16 protein-coding genes are annotated in these 19,641 nt (G+C 65.4%); all 16 read right to left on the reverse strand.

Translation table 11 applies throughout. The features are described 5' to 3' along the window. Positions 1-46: 46 nt before the first annotated feature. Positions 47-712, reverse strand: coding sequence for an RBBP9/YdeN family alpha/beta hydrolase (locus AC1RKI_RS23520; RefSeq protein WP_061958245.1), 666 nt, complete (start codon positions 710-712; stop codon positions 47-49). Between the two features lie 34 nt (positions 713-746). After that, complete coding sequence (locus AC1RKI_RS23525) at positions 747-1,562, reverse strand: EAL domain-containing protein (RefSeq protein WP_227459344.1); 816 nt, start codon at positions 1,560-1,562, stop codon at positions 747-749. Positions 1,563-1,614: 52 nt separating this feature from the next. Further along, complete coding sequence (locus AC1RKI_RS23530; protein WP_492797247.1) at positions 1,615-2,481, reverse strand: ATP-binding cassette domain-containing protein; 867 nt, start codon at positions 2,479-2,481, stop codon at positions 1,615-1,617. Between the two features lie 87 nt (positions 2,482-2,568). Next, positions 2,569-3,456: an aliphatic sulfonate ABC transporter permease SsuC gene (gene ssuC, locus AC1RKI_RS23535; protein ID WP_492797245.1), complete on the reverse strand. Its 888-nt coding sequence runs from the start codon at positions 3,454-3,456 to the stop codon at positions 2,569-2,571. Positions 3,457-3,466: 10 nt separating this feature from the next. Further along, positions 3,467-4,630, reverse strand: coding sequence for an FMNH2-dependent alkanesulfonate monooxygenase (gene ssuD, locus AC1RKI_RS23540; RefSeq protein WP_341248876.1), 1,164 nt, complete (start codon positions 4,628-4,630; stop codon positions 3,467-3,469). 54 nt (positions 4,631-4,684) lie between these two features. Next, a complete protein-coding gene (locus AC1RKI_RS23545; protein ID WP_492797243.1) occupies positions 4,685-5,725 on the reverse strand; it encodes a sulfonate ABC transporter substrate-binding protein in 1,041 nt (346 codons plus the stop codon). A gap of 224 nt (positions 5,726-5,949) precedes the next feature. After that, positions 5,950-6,957, reverse strand: coding sequence for a sulfate ABC transporter substrate-binding protein (locus AC1RKI_RS23550; protein WP_061958240.1), 1,008 nt, complete (start codon positions 6,955-6,957; stop codon positions 5,950-5,952). Between the two features lie 503 nt (positions 6,958-7,460). Further along, complete coding sequence (locus AC1RKI_RS23555) at positions 7,461-9,464, reverse strand: gamma-glutamyltransferase family protein (protein ID WP_492797240.1); 2,004 nt, start codon at positions 9,462-9,464, stop codon at positions 7,461-7,463. Positions 9,465-9,824: 360 nt separating this feature from the next. Further along, a complete protein-coding gene (locus tag AC1RKI_RS23560) occupies positions 9,825-10,301 on the reverse strand; it encodes an OsmC family protein (RefSeq protein WP_341248878.1) in 477 nt (158 codons plus the stop codon). Between the two features lie 96 nt (positions 10,302-10,397). Next, positions 10,398-12,986, reverse strand: coding sequence for an ATP-dependent chaperone ClpB (clpB, locus tag AC1RKI_RS23565; RefSeq protein WP_061958237.1), 2,589 nt, complete (start codon positions 12,984-12,986; stop codon positions 10,398-10,400). A gap of 195 nt (positions 12,987-13,181) precedes the next feature. Further along, a complete protein-coding gene (locus tag AC1RKI_RS23570; protein ID WP_492797238.1) occupies positions 13,182-15,350 on the reverse strand; it encodes a 3-hydroxybutyrate oligomer hydrolase family protein in 2,169 nt (722 codons plus the stop codon). 326 nt (positions 15,351-15,676) lie between these two features. Further along, positions 15,677-16,057: a fluoride efflux transporter CrcB gene (gene crcB / locus AC1RKI_RS23575; RefSeq protein WP_061958235.1), complete on the reverse strand. Its 381-nt coding sequence runs from the start codon at positions 16,055-16,057 to the stop codon at positions 15,677-15,679. Between the two features lie 3 nt (positions 16,058-16,060). Next, on the reverse strand, positions 16,061-16,558 hold the full coding sequence (locus AC1RKI_RS23580) for a molybdenum cofactor biosynthesis protein MoaE (RefSeq protein WP_061958234.1): 498 nt from the start codon (positions 16,556-16,558) through the stop codon (positions 16,061-16,063). Position 16,559: 1 nt separating this feature from the next. Then, complete coding sequence (gene moaD, locus AC1RKI_RS23585) at positions 16,560-16,817, reverse strand: molybdopterin converting factor subunit 1 (RefSeq protein WP_244785348.1); 258 nt, start codon at positions 16,815-16,817, stop codon at positions 16,560-16,562. 2 nt (positions 16,818-16,819) lie between these two features. Next, positions 16,820-18,055 (reverse strand): molybdopterin molybdotransferase MoeA, encoded by a 1,236-nt coding sequence (locus tag AC1RKI_RS23590; RefSeq protein ID WP_244785350.1) that lies wholly within the window; start codon positions 18,053-18,055, stop codon positions 16,820-16,822. Between the two features lie 137 nt (positions 18,056-18,192). Further along, positions 18,193-19,638 carry a threonine synthase gene (thrC, locus tag AC1RKI_RS23595; RefSeq protein ID WP_061958231.1) on the reverse strand — a complete coding sequence of 482 codons (1,446 nt, stop codon included), beginning with the start codon at positions 19,636-19,638 and terminating at the stop codon, positions 18,193-18,195. Positions 19,639-19,641: the final 3 nt, after the last annotated feature.

A 19,641-nucleotide genomic window follows, 5' to 3' on the forward strand; every position in this document is an offset into this window, starting at 1 on the left:
GCGCCCTTATAAACAGAACGAATCTTTTCGAATTTTCTTAATCGTTTTAGATATAAGGAGCCGGCTGTACGACATCCGCGGACGCTTCCCAGGTGTCTGAGCCGTCACCCATGTTAAGAATGCGCCCCGTGGAGTCGATCCGCTGCAGCAACGTGGCGAGCAGCGCCTGTCCCGCGGGCCAGTCGTCGAGGTCCGAATCGGCGTTGATATGGCCGCGCGGGCCGGCATCGACCAGTTCGCTGCCCCACAGCGTGCCCCAGCTGAATGCCGTGCGCTGCGACATCCATGGATCGTTGGTGCTGGCCACCACGATGGTCGGAAACGGCAGGCGCCAGGTCGGCAGCAGCGTGCCGACGCCGAATTTGTCGGGATCGGCGGGAGCCACCAGCAACGCGCCGGCAATGCCGACCGGATCGAGCGACGCCTGGCGCAATGTTGCCAAGCATCCGAAGCTGTGCGCCACCAGCACCGCGCCGCGCGATGCCACGCGCTGCGCGCGGGACACGCCTTCGGATACGCGCTCGGCCCACAGCGGCAGGCTCGGCCGGCCCCAGTCATGCTGCTCGATGCGCTGCCAGTCCGGATACAACGCTTCCCAGCGGCTTTGCCAGTGCGCCGGCCCGCTGCCGTGCAAGCCTGGAACGGTGAGGATCTGCAGACCGCGCGGCACTTGCAGCCGCGCGCCGCCGCCCGATAGTGTCGATGCCACCATACGTTCTCCTTCTCTCGCTCGTGTTGTTCAGTGCTTATGGGGTGCTGCCAGCTACATCATGAGCATGCAAGGCGCGTGCCGACACCGGTCCGCCAGCCACGGCCTCGCCCTGTCCAAGTACGATGCCGGCGTTCTGCAGACGCTCGACGACCTCGTCGTTCTGCAAGCGCCGGCCGATCAGCGTCACGCCCGCGCCGTCCGCGCTGGCGCGCAGCCCGGCCAGTTGGCGGTCAGTCCAGGTGCGCCGCATGTCGAGCTTGAGCCAGTCGGGCAACGCATGCGCCATCAGCGCACCGGCTTCGGCCGGGTCCGACGCCTGCAGGCTCACGGCAAAGCCGTTGCGGCGATAGTTGCCCACCACATGCAGCAATAGCGGCAGGTCATCGTTGGCACTGGCGGGCACCTGGATCACGAACCGCTCGATCGGCAGGCCCAGCGATTCCAGCGCGCGCCGGAAAGCCGCACCGTGATCGTCGGCCACCGCGGCCAGCAACCGGTTATGCACATTGAGCACGAGCTTGTGCTCGCCGTGCGCCGCGAAATAGTTCATGGCGTGCACCAGCCGCGACAGGCGGTCCAGCGACACCAGCGACGCGTCGTCCGCCGCCATCGCAAACAGTTTCCACGCCGCCAGGCCGACGCCGTCCTCGGCATAGGTACGGATTGACCCCTCGTGCGCCACGACGTCGCGGCCGGACAAGGTCACCAGCGGCTCGAACGCGCTGGTCAGCGAGCAATTGAAGTACTGGCCCTGCACCTGTCCGCGCGTATCGCGCCAAAGCTCGCGGCCGGGGACCGGCTCGCGCGGCAGCGTTTCAAGATAGCGTTCGAGTGCGGTAGCAATGGTCATGCTCGGTCCATGTCGTTACGCGCGCGGTTCGGCCAATGGCTCATGATAGGAGCTAGGCGGCAACCGCGGCATGAAGATTCGTTGATGATGGGGCGTCGGGCGACAGTTTCATCACGCGACGCAGCACCGCTTCTTCCAGCCGGGCGAACGCCGCGTCGCCGCGTTGGCGTGGCCGGGCCAGCGCGACGGGCTGATCGAGCGCGATGCGGCCGTCTTCGATCAGCACCACGCGGTCGGCCAGCGCGATCGCCTCCGACACATCGTGGGTGACCAACAGCGCAGTGAAGCCGAGCCGGCGCCACAGCGATTCGATCAGCGCCTGCATTTCGATGCGCGTCAGCGCATCGAGCGCACCAAGCGGCTCATCGAGCAGCAACAAGCGTGGGTGGTGCACCAGCGCGCGGGCCAGCGCCACGCGTTGCCGCTGCCCACCCGAAAGCCGCGCCGGCCATTCGGCGGCGCGTTCGGCCAGCCCCACCTGCGCCAGCACGGCCTGCGCGTCGGCGCGGCGCTCGCGCGGCAAGCCCAGCGCGACGTTGTCCAGCACGCGCTTCCACGGCAGCAGCCGGGCATCCTGGAACATCACGCGGATACTGTCCTGCAAGTCGCGGCCGTTGCGATCATCGAGCGTGACGGCGCCGCCATCGGCATTTTCAAGCCCGGCCACCAGGCGCAACAGCGTGCTCTTGCCGCAACCACTGCGCCCAACAATGGCCACGAACTCGCCGGGCCGAACCTGCAGGTCGACGCAATGTAGCACTGCGCGACCGTTGTAGTGCTTTACCACCTGTTGCACGCGCAGCGCCACGCCGCCTTCGGCTGGCGTCGGCGCCGTTGCGGGACGCGCTGCCTCGCGGCGGGCCAGATCGTGTTCGAGCCAGGCCAGTGCGGCCTGTTCCACGGGATAAAGTGTCTGCATGAATCTCTCCTCGGTTCGCAACGGATCGCTACCGGTGACCTGGGTGGAATGACGTACCGCTATCCGCTACCGGATGCCTCGCTCGTTTCAAGCGGCCTGATAGCCGGGATGCCAACGCAGCCAGAAGCGTTCCAGCGCGCGCGATAGCACATCGGCCAGCTTGCCCAGCAGCGCATAGAGCAGGATGCCGACCAGCACCACATCGGTTTGCAGGAATTCGCGCGCGTTCATCGTCATGTAGCCGATGCCCGATTGCGCGGAGATCGTCTCCGCCACGATCAGGATCACCCACATCAGCCCCAGCGAAAAACGCACGCCGACCAGAATGTTTGGCAACGCGCCGGGCAGGATCACTTCGCGATACAGCCGCCATCCGGACAGCCCGTAGCTGCGCGCCATTTCCACCAGCGCCGGATCCACCGCGCGGATGCCGTGGAACGTATTGAGGTACACCGGGAAGAACACGCCCAGCGCCACCAGAAAGAGCTTGGCCGTCTCATCGATGCCGAACCACAGGATTACCAGCGGAATCAGCGCCAGCGTGGGGATGTTGCGCACCATCTGCAGCGTGCTGTCGAGCAGTGTGGCCGCAGTGCGGAACGTGCCAGTCAGCAGACCGAGCAGCAGGCCCAGCCCGCCGCCGACGGCCAGTCCGATCAGCGCGCGCCACGTGCTGACCCAGACGTGGCGCCACAGTTCGCCGGATGCAGCGAGACCCCACGCCGCTTCCACCACCGCCAGCGGCGCGGGCAGGACCCGGCTGGACAGCCATCCCAGTTGCGATGCGCCCTGCCAAGCCACGATCAGCAGCACCGGCACGATCCACGGCGCGACCGCCTGCGCCGCGCCGCGGCCACGCGTCGATGTCGATGTCGATGTCGATGTCGATGTCGATGTCGATGCCGATGTCGATGCCGATGCCGATGCCGATGCCGATGTCGATGTCGGTTGCGACACGGATTCCAGGTTCGCCATGATCACCGCCTCAGCTTTGCGAGGCGCGCGGCACGATGCCGGTGGCCATGACTTCGCCAAACGGGCCCGATAGCACCTGCCCCGGCAGTCTGTCGCGCAACTGGCGCGGCAGCAGCGGGAATACCAGTTCGGCAAACCGGTACGCTTCCTCCAGATGCGGGTAACCCGAGAAGATGAATGTGTCGATGCCCAGGTCCGCGTATTCCTGCATGCGCGCGACCACGGTGTGCGGATCGCCGACCAGTGCCGTGCCCGCACCGCCGCGCACCAGACCCACGCCGGCCCACAGGTTGGGACTGATTTCCAGCGCCTCGCGCGTGCGCTTGGCCCCGCCCGCATGCAGCGCGGCCATGCGTCGCTGCCCTTCGGAATCCATCTTGGCGAATACGGCCTGCGCGCGCGCCACGGTTTCGTCGTCGAGCCTGCTAATCAGTTCGTCCGCGGCGGCCCACGCGGCGGCTTCGGTCTCGCGCACGATCACGTGCAGCCGGATGCCGAAGCGCACCGTGCGGCCGTGTTTCGCCGCACGGGCGCGTACGTCGGCGATCTTGCGCGCGACATCCGCCGGCGGCTCGCCCCATGTGAGATACGTCTCCACCTGTTGCGCGGCGAGATCGTGCGCGGCGTCCGACGATCCGCCGAAGTAGACCGGCGGATGCGGCCGCTGCACCGGCGGGTACAGCACGCGTGCGCCCTTCACATGCAGATGCTTGCCCTCGAAGCTGATCTCGCCGCCATCGTGGCTGGCCGCCAGCACATCGCGCCAGATGCGGATGAATTCGGCAGACGCCTCGTAGCGTGCCGCGTGATCGAGAAATAGCCCGTCGCCTTCCAGTTCCGCGACATCGCCGCCGGTCACCAGATTCACCAGCAAGCGGCCGCCCGAAATGCGATCGAACGTCGCGGCCATGCGCGCGGCCAGCGTCGGCGTCATCAGCCCCGGACGCACTGCCACCAGGAACTTGAGCTGGCGCGTCACCGCGGCCAGCGCGGACGCCGCCACCCACGGGTCTTCGCACGAGCGGCCAGTGGGAATCAGCACGCCCTCGTAGCCGAGCGTATCGGCCGCGACGGCAATCTGCTTCAAATAGTCGAAGTTGACCTCGCGCGCGCCTTCGGACGTGCCAAGGTAGCGGCTGTCACCATGGGTGGGGATAAACCAGAAAACTTGCATGTCGTGCCTCGTGTGCCTGTTACCTGTTGTGGTCGGGATGGGCGATGGCGTGGATCAGCGCCGCGCCTGCTGTGCCGGCGGCGTCCATGCGGCATCGGCCACCTTGATCGGCTTGGGAATCAGCTTCAGCGTCACGAACGCGTCGGCGATACGCTGCTGTTCGGCGAGGACCTCGGGCGTGACGGGCTTCGCGCCATAGGAAAAGCGCGAGACGGCCAGCGCCAGCACGTTGGTGTCGAGTCCGGTCTCTTTGGCCAGGAACTGCGTGGCGTCGTGCGGATGCTTTTCGGCCCACTGGCCCAACTGCGCCAGTTCATCAAGGATTGCCTCGACCACGTCGGGCCGCGCATTCGCGTAGGGGCGCGAGGCCAAATAGAACTGATGATTGCTGACGACGTTCCGGCCGCTCGCATCGCGGCCGTCGGCCAGCACGCGCGCGCCGAGTTGCTTTTCGGCGGCGGCCAGGAACGGATCCCAGATCACCCAGGCGTCCACCGCGCCGCGTTCGAATGCCGCGCGGGCGTCGGCCGGCGGCAGGTACACGGGCTGGATGTCGCTCCAGGCCACTCCGGCCTTTTCAAGCTGGCGCACCAGCAGATAATGAACATTCGAGCCCTTGTTAAGCGCCACGCGCTTGCCGCGCAGATCGGTCACGCTTTTCAGCGTCGACGTCTTCGGCACGACGATCGCTTCGGACGTGGGCGCGGGCGGCTCATTGCCGATATAGGCCAGTTGCGCGCCGGCGGCCTGCGCGAAGATCGGCGGCGCTTCGCCGACCGTGCCGAAATCGATGGCACCGACGTTGAGCCCTTCGAGCAATTGCGGGCCGGCCGGGAATTCGGTCCATTTCACGCTGATGCCCTGCGACGCGAGGCGCTTTTCCAGCGTGCCGCGCGCCTTGAGCAGCGTCAGCGTGCCGTACTTCTGATAGCCGATGCGCAGCAGCTTTGGATTGGTGTTGGACGACTGGGCCCGGGCCGGCGAGGCGGTGAGGCCGTAGATCACGCCGGTGGCGATCACGAGTGCGCCGAGGATCAGGCGGCGGCGCAGCGAGGCAGGTTGGCGGGCAAGTGTTCCGGTTCTGGAAGTGGTCATGTCGGGTCCGTGCAAGGCGATGGCGATGAAATCTGTGGCGGCACGACGCCCTGCCGGCGCCTTCGCGCGGCATCGCAGGGGTCATGCGTGGGGAATCTTCAGATCAGGCGGGACATCGCTCCGGGGCGATGCAAGACACTGCGAGGCGGACGATGCGAGCAGCGGACATGGCGGACTCCTTCTTCAGGGGCGCCGGGGCAGCGCTGGCCGCCCCGGCGTCGCGATCATCGCTTGCCGGGCTGGTAGACCTGGTCGAACGAACCGCCATCGGCAAAGTGCGCCTTCTGGGCCTTGGCCCAGCCGCCGAATACCTCGTCGATCGTGAACAGCTTCACCTTGGGGAAGTTGGCGGCGTACTTGGCGGCCACCTTTTCCGAAATCGGACGGTAGTAGTTCTTGGCCGCGATTTCCTGGCCTTCGTCGGTGTAGAGGAATTGCAGATAGGCTTCGGCGGCCTTGCGCGTGCCCTTCTTGTCGACCACCTTGTCGACCACGGCCACCGGCGGCTCGGCCAGGATCGACACCGACGGCGCGACGATATCGAACTTCTCGGGACCGAGTTCCTTGATGGCCAGAATTGCCTCGTTTTCCCACGCAATCAGCACATCGCCCAGCCCGCGCTCGACGAACGTCGTGGTGGCGCCGCGCGCGCCGGAATCGAGCACCGGCACGTTCTTGAGCAGCGCACCGACGAACTCGCGGGCCTTGGCCTCGTTGCCGCCCGGCTGGCGCAGCGCATAGCCCCAAGCGGCCAGATAGTTCCAGCGCGCGCCGCCCGATGTCTTGGGGTTGGGTGTGATGACCTGCACGCCCGGCTTGATCAGATCGTTCCAGTCCTTGATCTGCTTGGGATTGCCCTTGCGCACCAGGAACACGATGGTCGATGTGTACGGCGAGGCGTTGTGCGGCAGGCGCTTCTGCCAGTCCGGCTTGATCAGCCCCTTTTCGGCGATGGCGTCGATGTCGTAGCCCAGCGCCAGCGTGACCACATCGGCGTCGAGTCCGTCAATGACCGAGCGCGCCTGCTTGCCCGATCCACCGTGCGACTGGCGAATCTGCACCGTATCGCCGCCCTGCGCCTTGTATGCCTTGGCGAAGGCGCTGTTCACGTCGACATACAGCTCGCGCGTGGGGTCGTAGGACACGTTGAGCAGACTGGTATTGGCCAGGGCCGTCTGGGCGGCGCCGAGGGCGGACAGTACTGCGAGGCCGATGGCCAGCTTGCGAATCATGTTCAGATGCTCCCGTCAGAGATGTCGTGAAATGTCCCCGTCGCAAGGCAACGGGGCTTCTTTGGCTTCTTGTCAGGGAGAAAGGCTACCGGTGCGGCTATCTGAACGGAACGAATGGTTTCGCCGATCCAAGCACGTTTTCCGCATAAGATCGCGCGGAAATATCGACATGCCCGAAGACGGCGAGGCGGGTCGGCCAGGGGGCGTCAGAATTTGGACCGGAATCCTGCGCCCGAGCGGGCTAGGCATGACGTCACGCCAAAAAGAAAAAACCCGCAGTGCCGGAGTTGCGCTGCGGGTCAAGTTTCCATTCCGGAAACGGGTAGACAAGTCATGAAGAGCGCCCCCGCATCTCCATGACGGATGTGATAGTAGCCAGCCGCACGCCTCAACAGGTTGACACAAGTCAATCACCAACCGATTCCAATCAAACCCATGCAATCTGTTGCGATTGGCAACCAGCCGCGCGGCGTTGCGGCTGGCTGGTGACGCCTATGCGGCGCTTACGGCGTAAAGGTATTGCCGAGCACGACGCCCTCGCGCCGCGGGTCGGTACCGCCTTGCAGCACCGACGCCCCACCGGTCTGGGTGCGCAGGATCGTATTGACGCCGCTCGACTGCGCGCTGGTCGAGATGGTGTGTCCGAGCGCCTTCAGTCCGGTGATCAGCGGATCGTTGTTGCCGCCGTTGCTGATGTCGATATTGGGATGCTCGCCGCCAATGGTCGTGGTGGGATTGTTGCTGGCGCCAAAATCGACCAGCCCGGAGGCCTGTTGCGCGTCGAGTCCCCAGTCGAGCACGCCGACCAGCGTCTTGACCACGTACTGCGGAATCGTGCCGCCGCCCGGCGATCCCGTGGCCATCAGGAAGTCACCCATCGATCCATCGGCAGCCTTGCGAAACACCATGGTGGGCGCCATCGAACTGCGCGGACGTTTGCCCGGCTGCACGCGGTTCGCAATCGGATTTCCGCTGGTATCGGTTGGCGCCGCACTGAAATCGGTGAGCTGATTGTTCAGCAGGAAGCCATTGGTCATATGGAACGATCCCATGCTCGATTCGACCGATGTGGTGGCGCTGACCACGTTGCCCTGCGCATCGACGATCGAGTAGTGGTTGGTGCCATGCTCGATCAGCGACGACACGCCGAGCGGCACCGGCCCGAGGTTGCCGGCGGTGGCCGTTCCCATCGAATGCGCGGGGTCGATCAGCGCGGCGCGCGACTGCATATAGGTCTTGTTGAGCATGGTGTCCCACGTGCCGCCGGGCAACGGCACGAAATCGGTGTCCGCGACGTATTTGTCGCGATCGGCGTAAGCCAGTCGCTCGGCTTCGCTGACCCGATGCACGCCCTGGACCGTCGGCTTGCCGCCTTCGCCATCGACAGGATTCGGCTTGAGCGACGCCATGTCGAAGTTCTCCAGAATCTGCATCGCCGCGGCCACCGTGATTCCGCCCGAAGTCGGCGGCGGCGCGCCGCAGATCCAGTACGCGCGGTACGTCACGCACACCGGCGTGCGCAGCTTGGCCTCATACGCGGCCAGATCGGCCAGCGTGGTCTTGCCCGGGGTGGTCGGTGTCCCATCGGCAGCTACGGTCGAGCCGATCTTGGCGATGATGTCGTTGGCAATCGGGCCCTTGTAGAGTGCGTCGGCGCCCTGCGCGGCCATCGCGCTCAGCGTATTCGCATAGGCGGGATTCTTCAGGATCGTGCCGAGCGCCTTGGGCGTGCCGTCGGCGTTGAAGAAGTACGCCGTCGCCTCGGGATCGCGCTTCAGATTCGTCGCGTTCGATGCGATGGCCTGGGCCAGCCGGCCGCCGATCGGGAAGCCGTTGGTGGACAGCGAGATCGCATCGCCGAACAGGTCTTTCCACGCCAGCTTGCCGTGTTCCTTCTGCACGCGTTCGATCAGCCTTGGCACGCCAATGGTGCCGATGGACCGGCCGCTGGCGCGCGCGTTGGGCTTTGGCAGGCTCGTGTCCGTGGCGTCGTCGACATAGCGCAGATAGTTTTCCGTGGCGGCGGCCGGCGCGCTTTCGCGCCCGTCGTAGGCCTGGATCGTCTTGGCGGCCGCATCGTAATAGAGCATGAACCCGCCCGATCCCATGCCCGTCGCTTCCGGCACCGTCAGACCCAGCACCGCCTGCACGGCCACGGCCGCATCGGCTGCACTGCCGCCCTTCTGGAGCACCGCACAGCCGGCGGCGCTGGCATAGGCGTTCGACGTCGAGACCATGTAGGTCTTCGCGTAGACCGGCTTGAGCGCGGTGCGATAGCCGGTGGCGGGCTCGGGCAGCGCGGGATCGCCGGGCTGGTTTGAACCCACCACGACGGTGCTGCCGTTACTGGCCAGCACTTGGCAACTGTTGTCAGCCTGCGGGGTCGTCGGGGTTGTCGGCGTGGTGGGCGTCGATCCGTTGTCGTCGCTGCCGCCGCAGGAAATGACCAGCAGCGCGCTCGCGACAGCGCACGCCACGGCCAGGGGGGCCTTCCGTTTTTGCAACACGATGATTCCTCCAGCTTCAAGAAGCGCCTGGGGCGCGGATTGCGATCGATCGTTGGAACGGCAGGCGCGGGGCAATGCGGCAGGCGCCTGTCGAGGTGTTCTTCTTCGTGAGGACGAACGCCATCCACCGGCGGTGAGTGTCCGGAAAAAGGCTGCGGCGGAATGGGGAAACACCGCGCATCCTGCGCGGGATGCGGGGCTCGGTGCGAAAGGCTAGGACGAGTTGGTCAGGACACTGCGGGGAATCGTCACGGTGGTGATCGTGGATATGTCAACGATGTGTCCAGACTAGTACATGTGCGGCATAAGACAAGCGTCTTATGCGCACATAGGGTTTTGCCAGCGTTGGCAATCAGACATTCACGCGGATGCCGCTTCGATTACAGCTTCGCAGCGGATCGGAAAATTGACCGAACGCGCGATGTAGCACTTCTCGTGCGCCACGTGATGAAGCTGCGCCGCGCGGTCGGCGTCATCGCCCGCCCGAATGGTCACGCGCGGGCGCAGCACGATTTCCGTGAACTGTCCGCCCTGCGGGCCGTCCCGCATCGTGCCTTCGGCTTCGTCGACATAAGCCACCACGGCGATACCGGCGTCCGAACAGAGATGCAGATACCAGAGCTTGTGACAGGCTGACGCCGATGCCACCAACAGGTCTTCGGGATTCCAGCGCGCAGCGTCGCCAAGGAACGCCGGATCCGACGAGCCCGCGATGTCCGGTTTGCCGCCCGCGCGGATCGTGTGGTCCCGGCCGTAGGCGCGGTAGCCGGACGTGCCGGTGCCGCGGTTGCCGGTCCATTCCACATTGACGTGATACTTGTGCTCGCCTTGAGCCATGAGATCGCTCCGGTTGGGAAATCGCGCAAGCCCGTATTGTGACGAAAAAAAAGGACCTCCGAAGAGGTCCCTTGCATGACGCGGGTGCGTACGGCGTTAATGCACGATGCGTCCGAACGTGAACTCGCCGTCCACGTAGTCCACCGGCACCACATCCTTGGCCGCGAACTTGCCTTCCAGGATGGCCTTTGCCACCGGGTTCTCGATCTGCTGCTGGATCGCGCGCTTCAGCGGACGGGCGCCGAACACCGGGTCGTAACCCGCGCTGGCGATCTTTTCGAGCGCCTTCTCGCTGATGTCGAGCGTCATGTCCATCCGCGCCAGGCGCGCCTGCAGACGCTGCAGCTGAATCTTCGCGATCGACTCGATGTTCTTCTGGTCGAGCGCGTGGAACACCACCACCTCGTCGATCCGGTTCAGGAACTCGGGCCGGAAATGCGTGCGCACTTCCTGCCAGACTGCTCCCTTGATCGCTTCCTGCGGCTCGCCCGACATCGCCTGGATCACGTGCGAACCGAGGTTCGACGTCATCACGATGACCGTGTTCTTGAAGTCCACGGTGCGGCCCTGGCCGTCGGTCAGGCGACCGTCGTCAAGCACCTGCAGCAGCACGTTGAAGACATCCGGGTGCGCCTTTTCGACTTCGTCGAGCAGGATCACCGCGTACGGCTTGCGGCGCACGGCCTCGGTCAGGTAGCCGCCTTCGTCGTAGCCGACATAGCCCGGCGGCGCGCCGATCAGACGGCTGACGCTGTGCTTCTCCATGAATTCGCTCATGTCGATGCGGATCAGGTGCTCCTCGGAATCGAACAGAAATTCCGACAGTGCCTTGCACAGCTCGGTCTTGCCGACGCCGGTCGGTCCCAGGAACAGGAACGACCCATAGGGCTTGTTCTCGTCCGACAGGCCCGCGCGCGAGCGGCGGATAGCATCGGACACCAGCCGCACGGCTTCGTCCTGGCCCACCACACGCTGATGCAGGCGGTCTTCCATCTTCAGCAGCTTCTCGCGTTCGCCCTGCATCATCTTGGCCACGGGGATACCCGTGGCGCGGCTCACCACCTCGGCGATTTCCTCGGCGCCCACCTGCGTGCGCAGCAGCTTGTTGGGCTGCTTCTGCTCGCTGGCCTCGGCCTTGTTGGCAGCCTGCAGCTTGCCTTCCAGCGCGGGCAGCTTGCCGTATTGCAGCTCCGCCACCTTGTCGAGCTTGCCTTCGCGCTGCAGCCGCGAAATTTCCAGCTTGATCTTCTCGATCTCTTCCTTCAGCGCGGCCGTGCCCTGCGCGGCGCCCTTCTCGGCGCGCCAGATCTCGTCCAGGTCCGCATATTCCTTTTCCAGGCGCGTGATTTCCTGTTCGATCAGTTCCAGACGTTTGCGCGAAGCCTCGTCGGTTTCCTTCTTGACCGCCTCGCGCTCGATCTTGAGCTGGATCGTGCGGCGCTCGAGCTTGTCCATCGCTTCAGGCTTCGAATCGATTTCCATCTTGATGCGCGCGGCTGCCTCGTCGATCAGGTCGATAGCCTTGTCGGGCAGGAACCGGTCGGTGATATACCGATGCGACAGCTCGGCCGCCGCGACGATAGCCGGGTCGGTGATTTCCACGCCGTGGTGCAGTTCGTACTTTTCCTGCAGGCCGCGCAGGATGGCAATGGTCGACTCCACGCTTGGCTCGTCCACCAGCACCTTCTGGAAGCGGCGTTCCAGCGCGGCGTCCTTTTCGATGTACTTGCGGTATTCGTTCAGCGTGGTGGCGCCGATGCAGTGCAGCTCGCCGCGCGCCAGCGCCGGCTTGAGCATGTTGCCCGCATCGATCGCGCCTTCGGCCTTGCCGGCGCCGACCATGGTGTGGATTTCGTCGATGAAGACAATGGTCTGCCCTTCGTCCTTGGCCACATCGCTGAGCACGGCCTTCAGGCGCTCCTCGAATTCGCCGCGATACTTGGCGCCGGCCAGCAGGCCAGCCATGTCGAGCACCAGCACGCGCTTGTTCTTGAGCGTTTCCGGCACTTCGCCATTGACGATGCGTTGCGCCAGCCCTTCGACGATGGCGGTCTTGCCCACGCCCGGCTCGCCGATCAGCACGGGATTGTTCTTGGTGCGACGCTGCAGGATCTGGATGGCGCGCCGGATTTCGTCGTCGCGGCCAATCACGGGGTCGAGCTTGCCGGCGCGGGCGCGCTCGGTCAGGTCCACGGTGTACTTCTTGAGCGCCTCGCGCTGCGATTCGGCGTCGGCGCTATTCACGCTGTCGCCGCCGCGCACGGCCGTGATGGCCGCTTCCAGCGACTTGCGCGACAAACCGTTTTCGCGCGCGATACGGCCCGTTTCGTTCTTGTCGTCAGCCACGGCCAGCAGGAACAGCTCGCTGGCAATGAACTGGTCATTGCGCTTGATCGCTTCCTTTTCGGTGGCGTTGAGCAGATTGTTGAGATCGCGTCCGACCTGGACCTCGTTGGTGCCCTGAACCTGGGGCAGACGCTGAATCGCCGCGTCGAGCGCCGTTTGCAGGCCGTTCACGTTGACGCCAGCGCGCGACAGCAGCGTGCGGGCCGCGCCGTCGTCCTGCGCCAGCAGTGCGCGCAGCAGATGCTGGGGTTCGATGTACTGGTTATCGTGGCCCAGGGCCAGCGATTGCGCTTCTGCCAGCGCTTCCTGGAACCGGGTGGTGAGTTTGTCAATTCGCATTGGGGAGACCTCTCTCTTTAGAAAGTGTGTCCGCATGCGGGGAGGCGAAGTGGCTGCGACGCGGCCACCACTTCGCAAATGCCCAGCCGGACACGTTACTCCCGAAAGATAGGGCTTTGCGTTGACATTTCAAGGGAACGGCCATGCAAGTTGTACAGACAGCAAATGCATGGCCGTGCACTTCGAGACACCAAGTCAGTTCGGCACGTCCACCGAAGTATCCGTCACCAGAATCACGTCCCCGGCTGCGGGCGTGAGCGAGATCGGCGGCACGTTGGACGGCAGAATTTGCGGTCCGACGACATCGGTATCGTTGCCGCCCCGCGGCGTGGTCCGCACCACCTGGGACGGCGGCAACGCCGTGCCGGTCTTCAGGTTGGTATAGACCGCGTCCAAAGCGCGGTTCAGGTAGACGTGCATCGGGATATACCGCTTGGCATAGCCCGGTACCGCGTCGATAAACCCATCGAAATGCTGGCCGTTGGTCACCTCGATATAGGACAGCTTGGTCGTTGGCCCTTCAACCCGACGATTCAGCCCGAGGTAGGGTCGCGACGTGTGGTTGACCGGCAGCAGCCCGTCGCTGCGGCCGTGGACGATCACGGTTGGCTTGCCGCGCAGGTTGCCATTGCGGTAGGTCTGGCCAATTCCGGTCATCAACGCCGAATTGCCGGTATCGAAGAGGTTGCGCAGGCACAGCGCCCCATCGAGATTGGCGTCCGCCACACTGTTGGACGGCGACTTCGACAAGAAATCGCGCATCGCGCCGCCCGGCGAGTCGTCGTTCATCAGCGTGACGCCAGTGGTGGGCGGAATGCCGTTGCCGGTGGAGAACAAGCCAGCCAGCGAGATCGCCGGAATGGCGGTGGGCACCAGCGTGGTGGCCGCCGGCGACGCAAAGCTGTAATGGCATAGCCGATCGGTGACGCTGGCGCGCGCATAGGCGTTGGCATAGGTCACGGAGATCGAACTGGCTACTTCCAGCAACGACAGCGAGGTATGCAACTCGTCCGACTCGACCTCCCAACCGGCGGCGTGCAACTGCGCCAGCGCTGCGCCTGCCTGCGCCGCCGTAGTGCCGCCGGCGACCTTGTTGGCGGTCACCAGCGAAGCGCAGCGGTCGATCGTCTGGCTCGGCAGCGAAGCGCCGATTTTCGGTGCGTTGGAGAGCGCCGGCACCTGGCTGGCGCACAGCTGGTACAGGTTGGCGATGGTCGTGTAGTCGTAGAGATGCTTGCCCGACGCAGCCACGGTCGCGCCGCCCCGGCGCACCACGATATTCGCGCCCGGCGGCATTTCCACGTTGGGCTCGCCAACCGCCACGCCGTCGATCAGTCCGTTGGTGTCCTGCTCGGCCGCGGCGATGGCCGCGCCGCCGCCGTTGGAAATCGCAGAGGCGATCACCAGCACGTTGTCGCGCGTGAATGTGGTGGTCGCCACGCCACTGGCGTTTTTCGCGCCGAACTTGTCGTTGATCGCGAAGAGTGTGAATTCGATGGCCTGCAACGTGTTCAAGCCCCAGTTCGCCTCGGGATTCTGTTTCGAGTGGGCATGCTTGAATGCCAGCCGGTGCGGAAATGCCGCGCCGAAATCGGCCAGCGACGTCGCCCCGGCGGGCGCCGCAAATGCGGCCAGCTTGCCGGCGGCCTGCCGCGTAGTGCGCGTGCCGTCGATCAATGGCACTGTGTCGGAATCGAGATCGTGCGGCGCGGCGCCGGTGCCCTTGTCCGTATAGGCCACGGCGCAGCCGCGCTTCAGGCCCCATTCGCCTACCGCAATGCCGCCATAGACGCCGCGCGATCCTGACGATGTGGCCGATATGATGCAGGGATTCTTTGGGTCGAACGAATCGGGGATCTGCGCCAGGACCGTCACGTTTTGCTGGCCAGTGCCGTCATCGGCAAAGGCGATGTATTCCGTCCCCGGCACCTTGCCCTGCCCCGCCGTCACGTTGCCTTGTGCATCGACATTGGGCCCGTAGAGCGTGCCGTAGCCGCCCGCAGCGGAGACGTCGACGATGGCGCGATAGTTTGCGTAGATCGCGTTTCGGCGCAGTTCGGCTGCCGTCGGCGCATTGGGATCGGCGAATGCCGGCGCCACGCCCGCCAGGCCATCCTTGCCCAGCCCGCCGGTGGCAAGATCGTCGGACACCCCATCGTAGTGTTTCACGCCGACCGCGCCCTTTACGAAGGCCGGCACGGCGACGGGCGTGCTGGTGTCGCCGGTGCCGGGACTAACAATCGTGGTGGACCCGCCGCCGCCGCATCCGGCGACGATCAGGATTGCGACCGCCGCTGCAACGGCAGTGGGATGTCGGGTGGGGGATAAACGGCTGACGAAGGCGCGGACATGACGGGGCTGCATGGGGATGTCTCCTTGTTATGAACCGAAGCGGGTAACACAGGGACTGCAACTGCCGGACGGATGGCAAGGGGCGCCTGGAGTATCCAGGGCGCTCCGGGCTGGCGGGAGGTGGCCGGCAAACGACTGGCGCAACTGGGGAAGCGGGAACTTCGGGAAAGCGTGCGAAAGCGCGTCGAGCGGCGCGCGGGGCACTCCGTAGCAATAGTAGACGGTCTCCCGCCGCCGGAGGAGCGCCAGCGTATCGGGATTGTTACCTAGGTCGCGCAGCGCGGATCGCGCGCCGGAGCGGGCCCAGTGCCCTGCGGCCAAGGCGGCCGCGGACGGCTTTAGGACAGCGCGCGATAGGTGTAGAGGCCCAGCGCCGTCAGCACCAGCGAGCCGCCGAGATGCATGATCAGGTGCGCCAGCGCCCAGCGGTAGTCGCCAGCTAACAGATTAGCGACCACTTCGCTCGAAAACGTGGAAAAGGTGGTTAGCCCGCCGAGAAATCCGGTGACGGCCAGCAGGCGCCATTCCGGCGGCAGCGACGGATGCGTCTGGAAAAACGCCACCGCCAGCCCGATCAGGTAGCCGCCAACCAGGTTGGAAGCCAGCGTGCCGTACGGCAGCGCCGGATTGGCCGCGTTCCACAGTACCGAGAAGAACCAGCGCAACCATGCGCCAACGGCAGCGCCGACGCCTACCGCCAGAAAGCCCATCGGACTCATTTGTTATTGTTCCTGGCCAGATTCGGAAGACCCTGCGTTGAACGATTCGATACCCCAGCGGCGTAGCGCGGCATCGTCGGACACGCGCGCGTCGACCCACTTTGCGGCGCCATCGGGTGTGACCTCCTTCTTCCAGAACGGCGCCTCGGATTTCAGGTAGTCCATGATGAACTCGCACGCGGCAAAAGCGCTGCCACGATGGGCGGACGCGACGGCCACCAGCACGATCTGGTCGAGCGGCGCAAGCAATCCGACCCGATGCACGATCGTCACGCCCAGCAGCGGCCAGCGCGCGCGCGCCGCGGCCTCGATTTTTTCGAGCGCCTTCTCTGTCATGCCGGGATAGTGTTCGAGTTCCATCGTGCTGACGCGCGCGCCGTCGCTGACGTCCCGCACGGTGCCGATAAAGCTGGCCACCGCCCCCACGCCGCGGTTATCGGCGCGCAGTGCGGCCACTTCGGCGCCCAGATCGAAATCGGCAAGCTGCACGCGCACCGTCATGTCAGCCTCCGGTTACCGGCGGAAAAAACGCCACTTCGCAGCCGTCGGCCAGCGGTGTCTCGGCGCGGGCCACGGCGTGGTCCACCGCCATGCGCAGTGCGCGGCCCTCGGCAAGGGCTTCGGCCCAGACGCCGCCGCGCGCCCGCAGCCACGCGCGCAGGTCGCCAACGGTAAGCACGTCGGCAGGTACTTCGGCACGCTCGGCGCCCTGCCCGACCTGCTCGCGCACGCTCGCGAAATATCGAAGTTCTAGTTGCATGTTCAGGCCAGCAAACTGGCGAAGGGAATGAATTGCACTGTGTCGCCGCGCCGGATCGGCTGGTTGGGCGGATTGTCGATCAGGCCGTCGCCCCATACCGTCGACGTCAGCACACCCGAGCTCTGATTCGGGAACAGATCGAGTCCGCCCGCGTCGTTGAAGCGCGCGCGCAGGAATTCATTGCGGCGATCGCCGCGCGGCAGGTCGAAATCGGCGCGCACGGCGATACGACGCGGCGTCACGTCGGCCACGCCCTGCAGACGCAACAGGAACGGTCGCACGAACAGCAGGAACGTCACAAAGCTGGACACCGGATTGCCCGGCAGACCGATAAAGAACGTCGGCTTGCCAGACCCGTTCGCAACCTGCCCGAATGCCAGCGGCTTGCCAGGCTTCATGGCAATCTGCCAAAGATCGAGGCGTCCTTCCGCGGTAACTGCCGGCCGGATGTGGTCTTCCTCGCCGACCGACACGCCGCCCGACGTAATGATCAAATCGTTGCCGGCGGCGGCGCGGCGCAACGTGTCGCGCGTGGCGGCCAGCGTATCGGGAACGATGCCGAAATCGGTCACTTCGCAGCCCAGGTTTTGCAGCAGGCCGCGCAATGTGAAACGGTTCGAGTTGTAGATGGCGCCCGGCTTAAGCGGCTCGCCCGGCATCGCCAGTTCGTCGCCGGTAAAGAACACCGCGACACGCACGCGGCGCACCACGTCGAGCGAGGCCTGCCCGACGGACGCGGCCAGCCCCAGCGCCTGCGGCGACAACCGCGTGCCGGCGCAAAGAATCTCGCTGTCGATTTCGATGTCTTCGCCCGCGCGGCGTATCCACTCGCCCGACGCCGGGACGTGATTGATCACCACGGCATCGCCATCGGCCTCGCATTGTTCCTGCATGACCACGGCGTCTGCGCCGGGCGGAATCAGACCGCCGGTAAAAATGCGCGCAGCGGTACCGGGCGCGAGTTCGGTGCCGACGTGGCCGGCGGGAATGCGCTGCGACACCGGCAACCGCGCGCCCGCGGCCGGCACATCAGCCGCACGCATCGCGTATCCGTCCATCGCGGTATTGTCGGCCGGCGGCACGCGCAGCGCACTGCGCACCGGGGCGGCCAGCACGCGCCCGTTGGCATCGAGCGTATCGACGGTTTCGGTCTCGGTGATCGGTGTGGCGCCGGCCAACAGGGCTTCCAGGGCCTGGGCCGTCGTCAGCATCGGGGGGCGCGCTGCGGTCTGAGTCATGGGATGTTCGAATTCAGGTTGGCCCCAACAGCAAAACGGCCCCCGCGAAACGCTGGGGGCCGTGGCAACGGAGCCCGGCAAACCCGATTGTAGCGAGTTGGCGCGGGAGACGTCGGCTGCAGCAGCAATACCGCTTATTACAGTCCGGTGTGCTGCGCGATGTACGCCTTGACCTTGTCGGCGTCCGCCGGCATGACCTCGAAGCGCTGCGGCAGCTTCTCGATGCCGTCGAATGCGGCGGGACGCTCGGGCTCGTGGCCCAGCGCTTCACGGATCGTGTCGGCGAACTTGGCCGGCAGCGCAGTCTCCAGCACCACCATCGGCACGCCAGCCGACAGGTGTTCGCGCGCCACCTTCACGCCATCGGCGGTGTGGGTGTCGATCGTCACGCCGTAACGCTGGTGGATGTCGCGGATCGTTGCCACGCGGTCGTCATGCGTGCTGCGCCCCGAGACAAAGCCGAATTCGCGGATGCGATCGAATTCCGGCTTGCCGGCCAGATCGAAGCCGCCCTTGGCATCGACATCGCGGAATAGCGCGGCCAGCTTGGTGGCGTCCTGACCGAGCAGATCGAAGATAAAGCGCTCGAAGTTGGATGCCTTCGAGATGTCCATGCTCGGGCTCGAGGTGTGATACGTCTGCGCCGACGTCCGCACGCGGTAGGTGCCGGTGCGGAAGAACTCGTCGAGCACATCGTTCTCGTTGGTGGCCACCACGAGGCGGTCGATCGGCAGGCCCATCATGCGCGCGATGTGACCGGCGCAGACATTGCCGAAGTTGCCCGACGGTACGCAGAACGACACCTTCTGGCCAGGGCCGTCCGTGGCCAGCAGCCACCCCTTGAAGTAGTACACGACCTGGGCCACCACGCGCGCCCAGTTGATCGAGTTGACGGTGCCGATGCGCTGCCGCGCCTTGAACGCGTGGTCGTTCGACACCGCCTTGACGATGTCCTGGGCATCGTCGAACACGCCTTCGATCGCGATGTTGAAGATGTTCGGGTCCTGCAGGCTGAACATCTGCGCGGTCTGGAAGGCGCTCATCTTGCGATGCGGGCTCAGCATGAACACGCGGATGCCTTCCTTGCCGCGCATCGCGTATTCGGCGGCGCTGCCCGTGTCGCCCGAGGTGGCACCAAGGATATTGAGCTTGAGCCCGGCGCGCTTGAGCGCGTACTCGAACAGGTTGCCCAACAACTGCATCGCCATGTCCTTGAACGCCAGCGTCGGACCATTCGACAGACCCAGCAGTTGCAGCTTCGTGCCGCCTTCCTCGCCCAGCGTGCGCAGCGGCGTGATATCGGCGGTGTTGTCGCCGGCGCGCGCATTGCAATACACCTCGGCGGTGTACGTCTTGCGCGTCAGCGCGCGCAGGTCGTCGGCCGGGATGTCGTCGCAGAAGCGCGACAGCACTTCGAAGGCCAGATCGGCATACGGCAGCTTGCGCCAGGCTTCGAGTTCATCAGCCGTGACTTGCGGATATTGCTTGGGCAGGTAAAGACCGCCATCGGGCGCCAGGCCGCCGAGCAGGATTTCGGAAAACGATTGCGGCACATCGTGGCCGCGCGTCGACTGGTAGTTCATGGG

It is taken from the genome of Cupriavidus sp. GW822-FHT06G04, assembly GCF_058799075.1.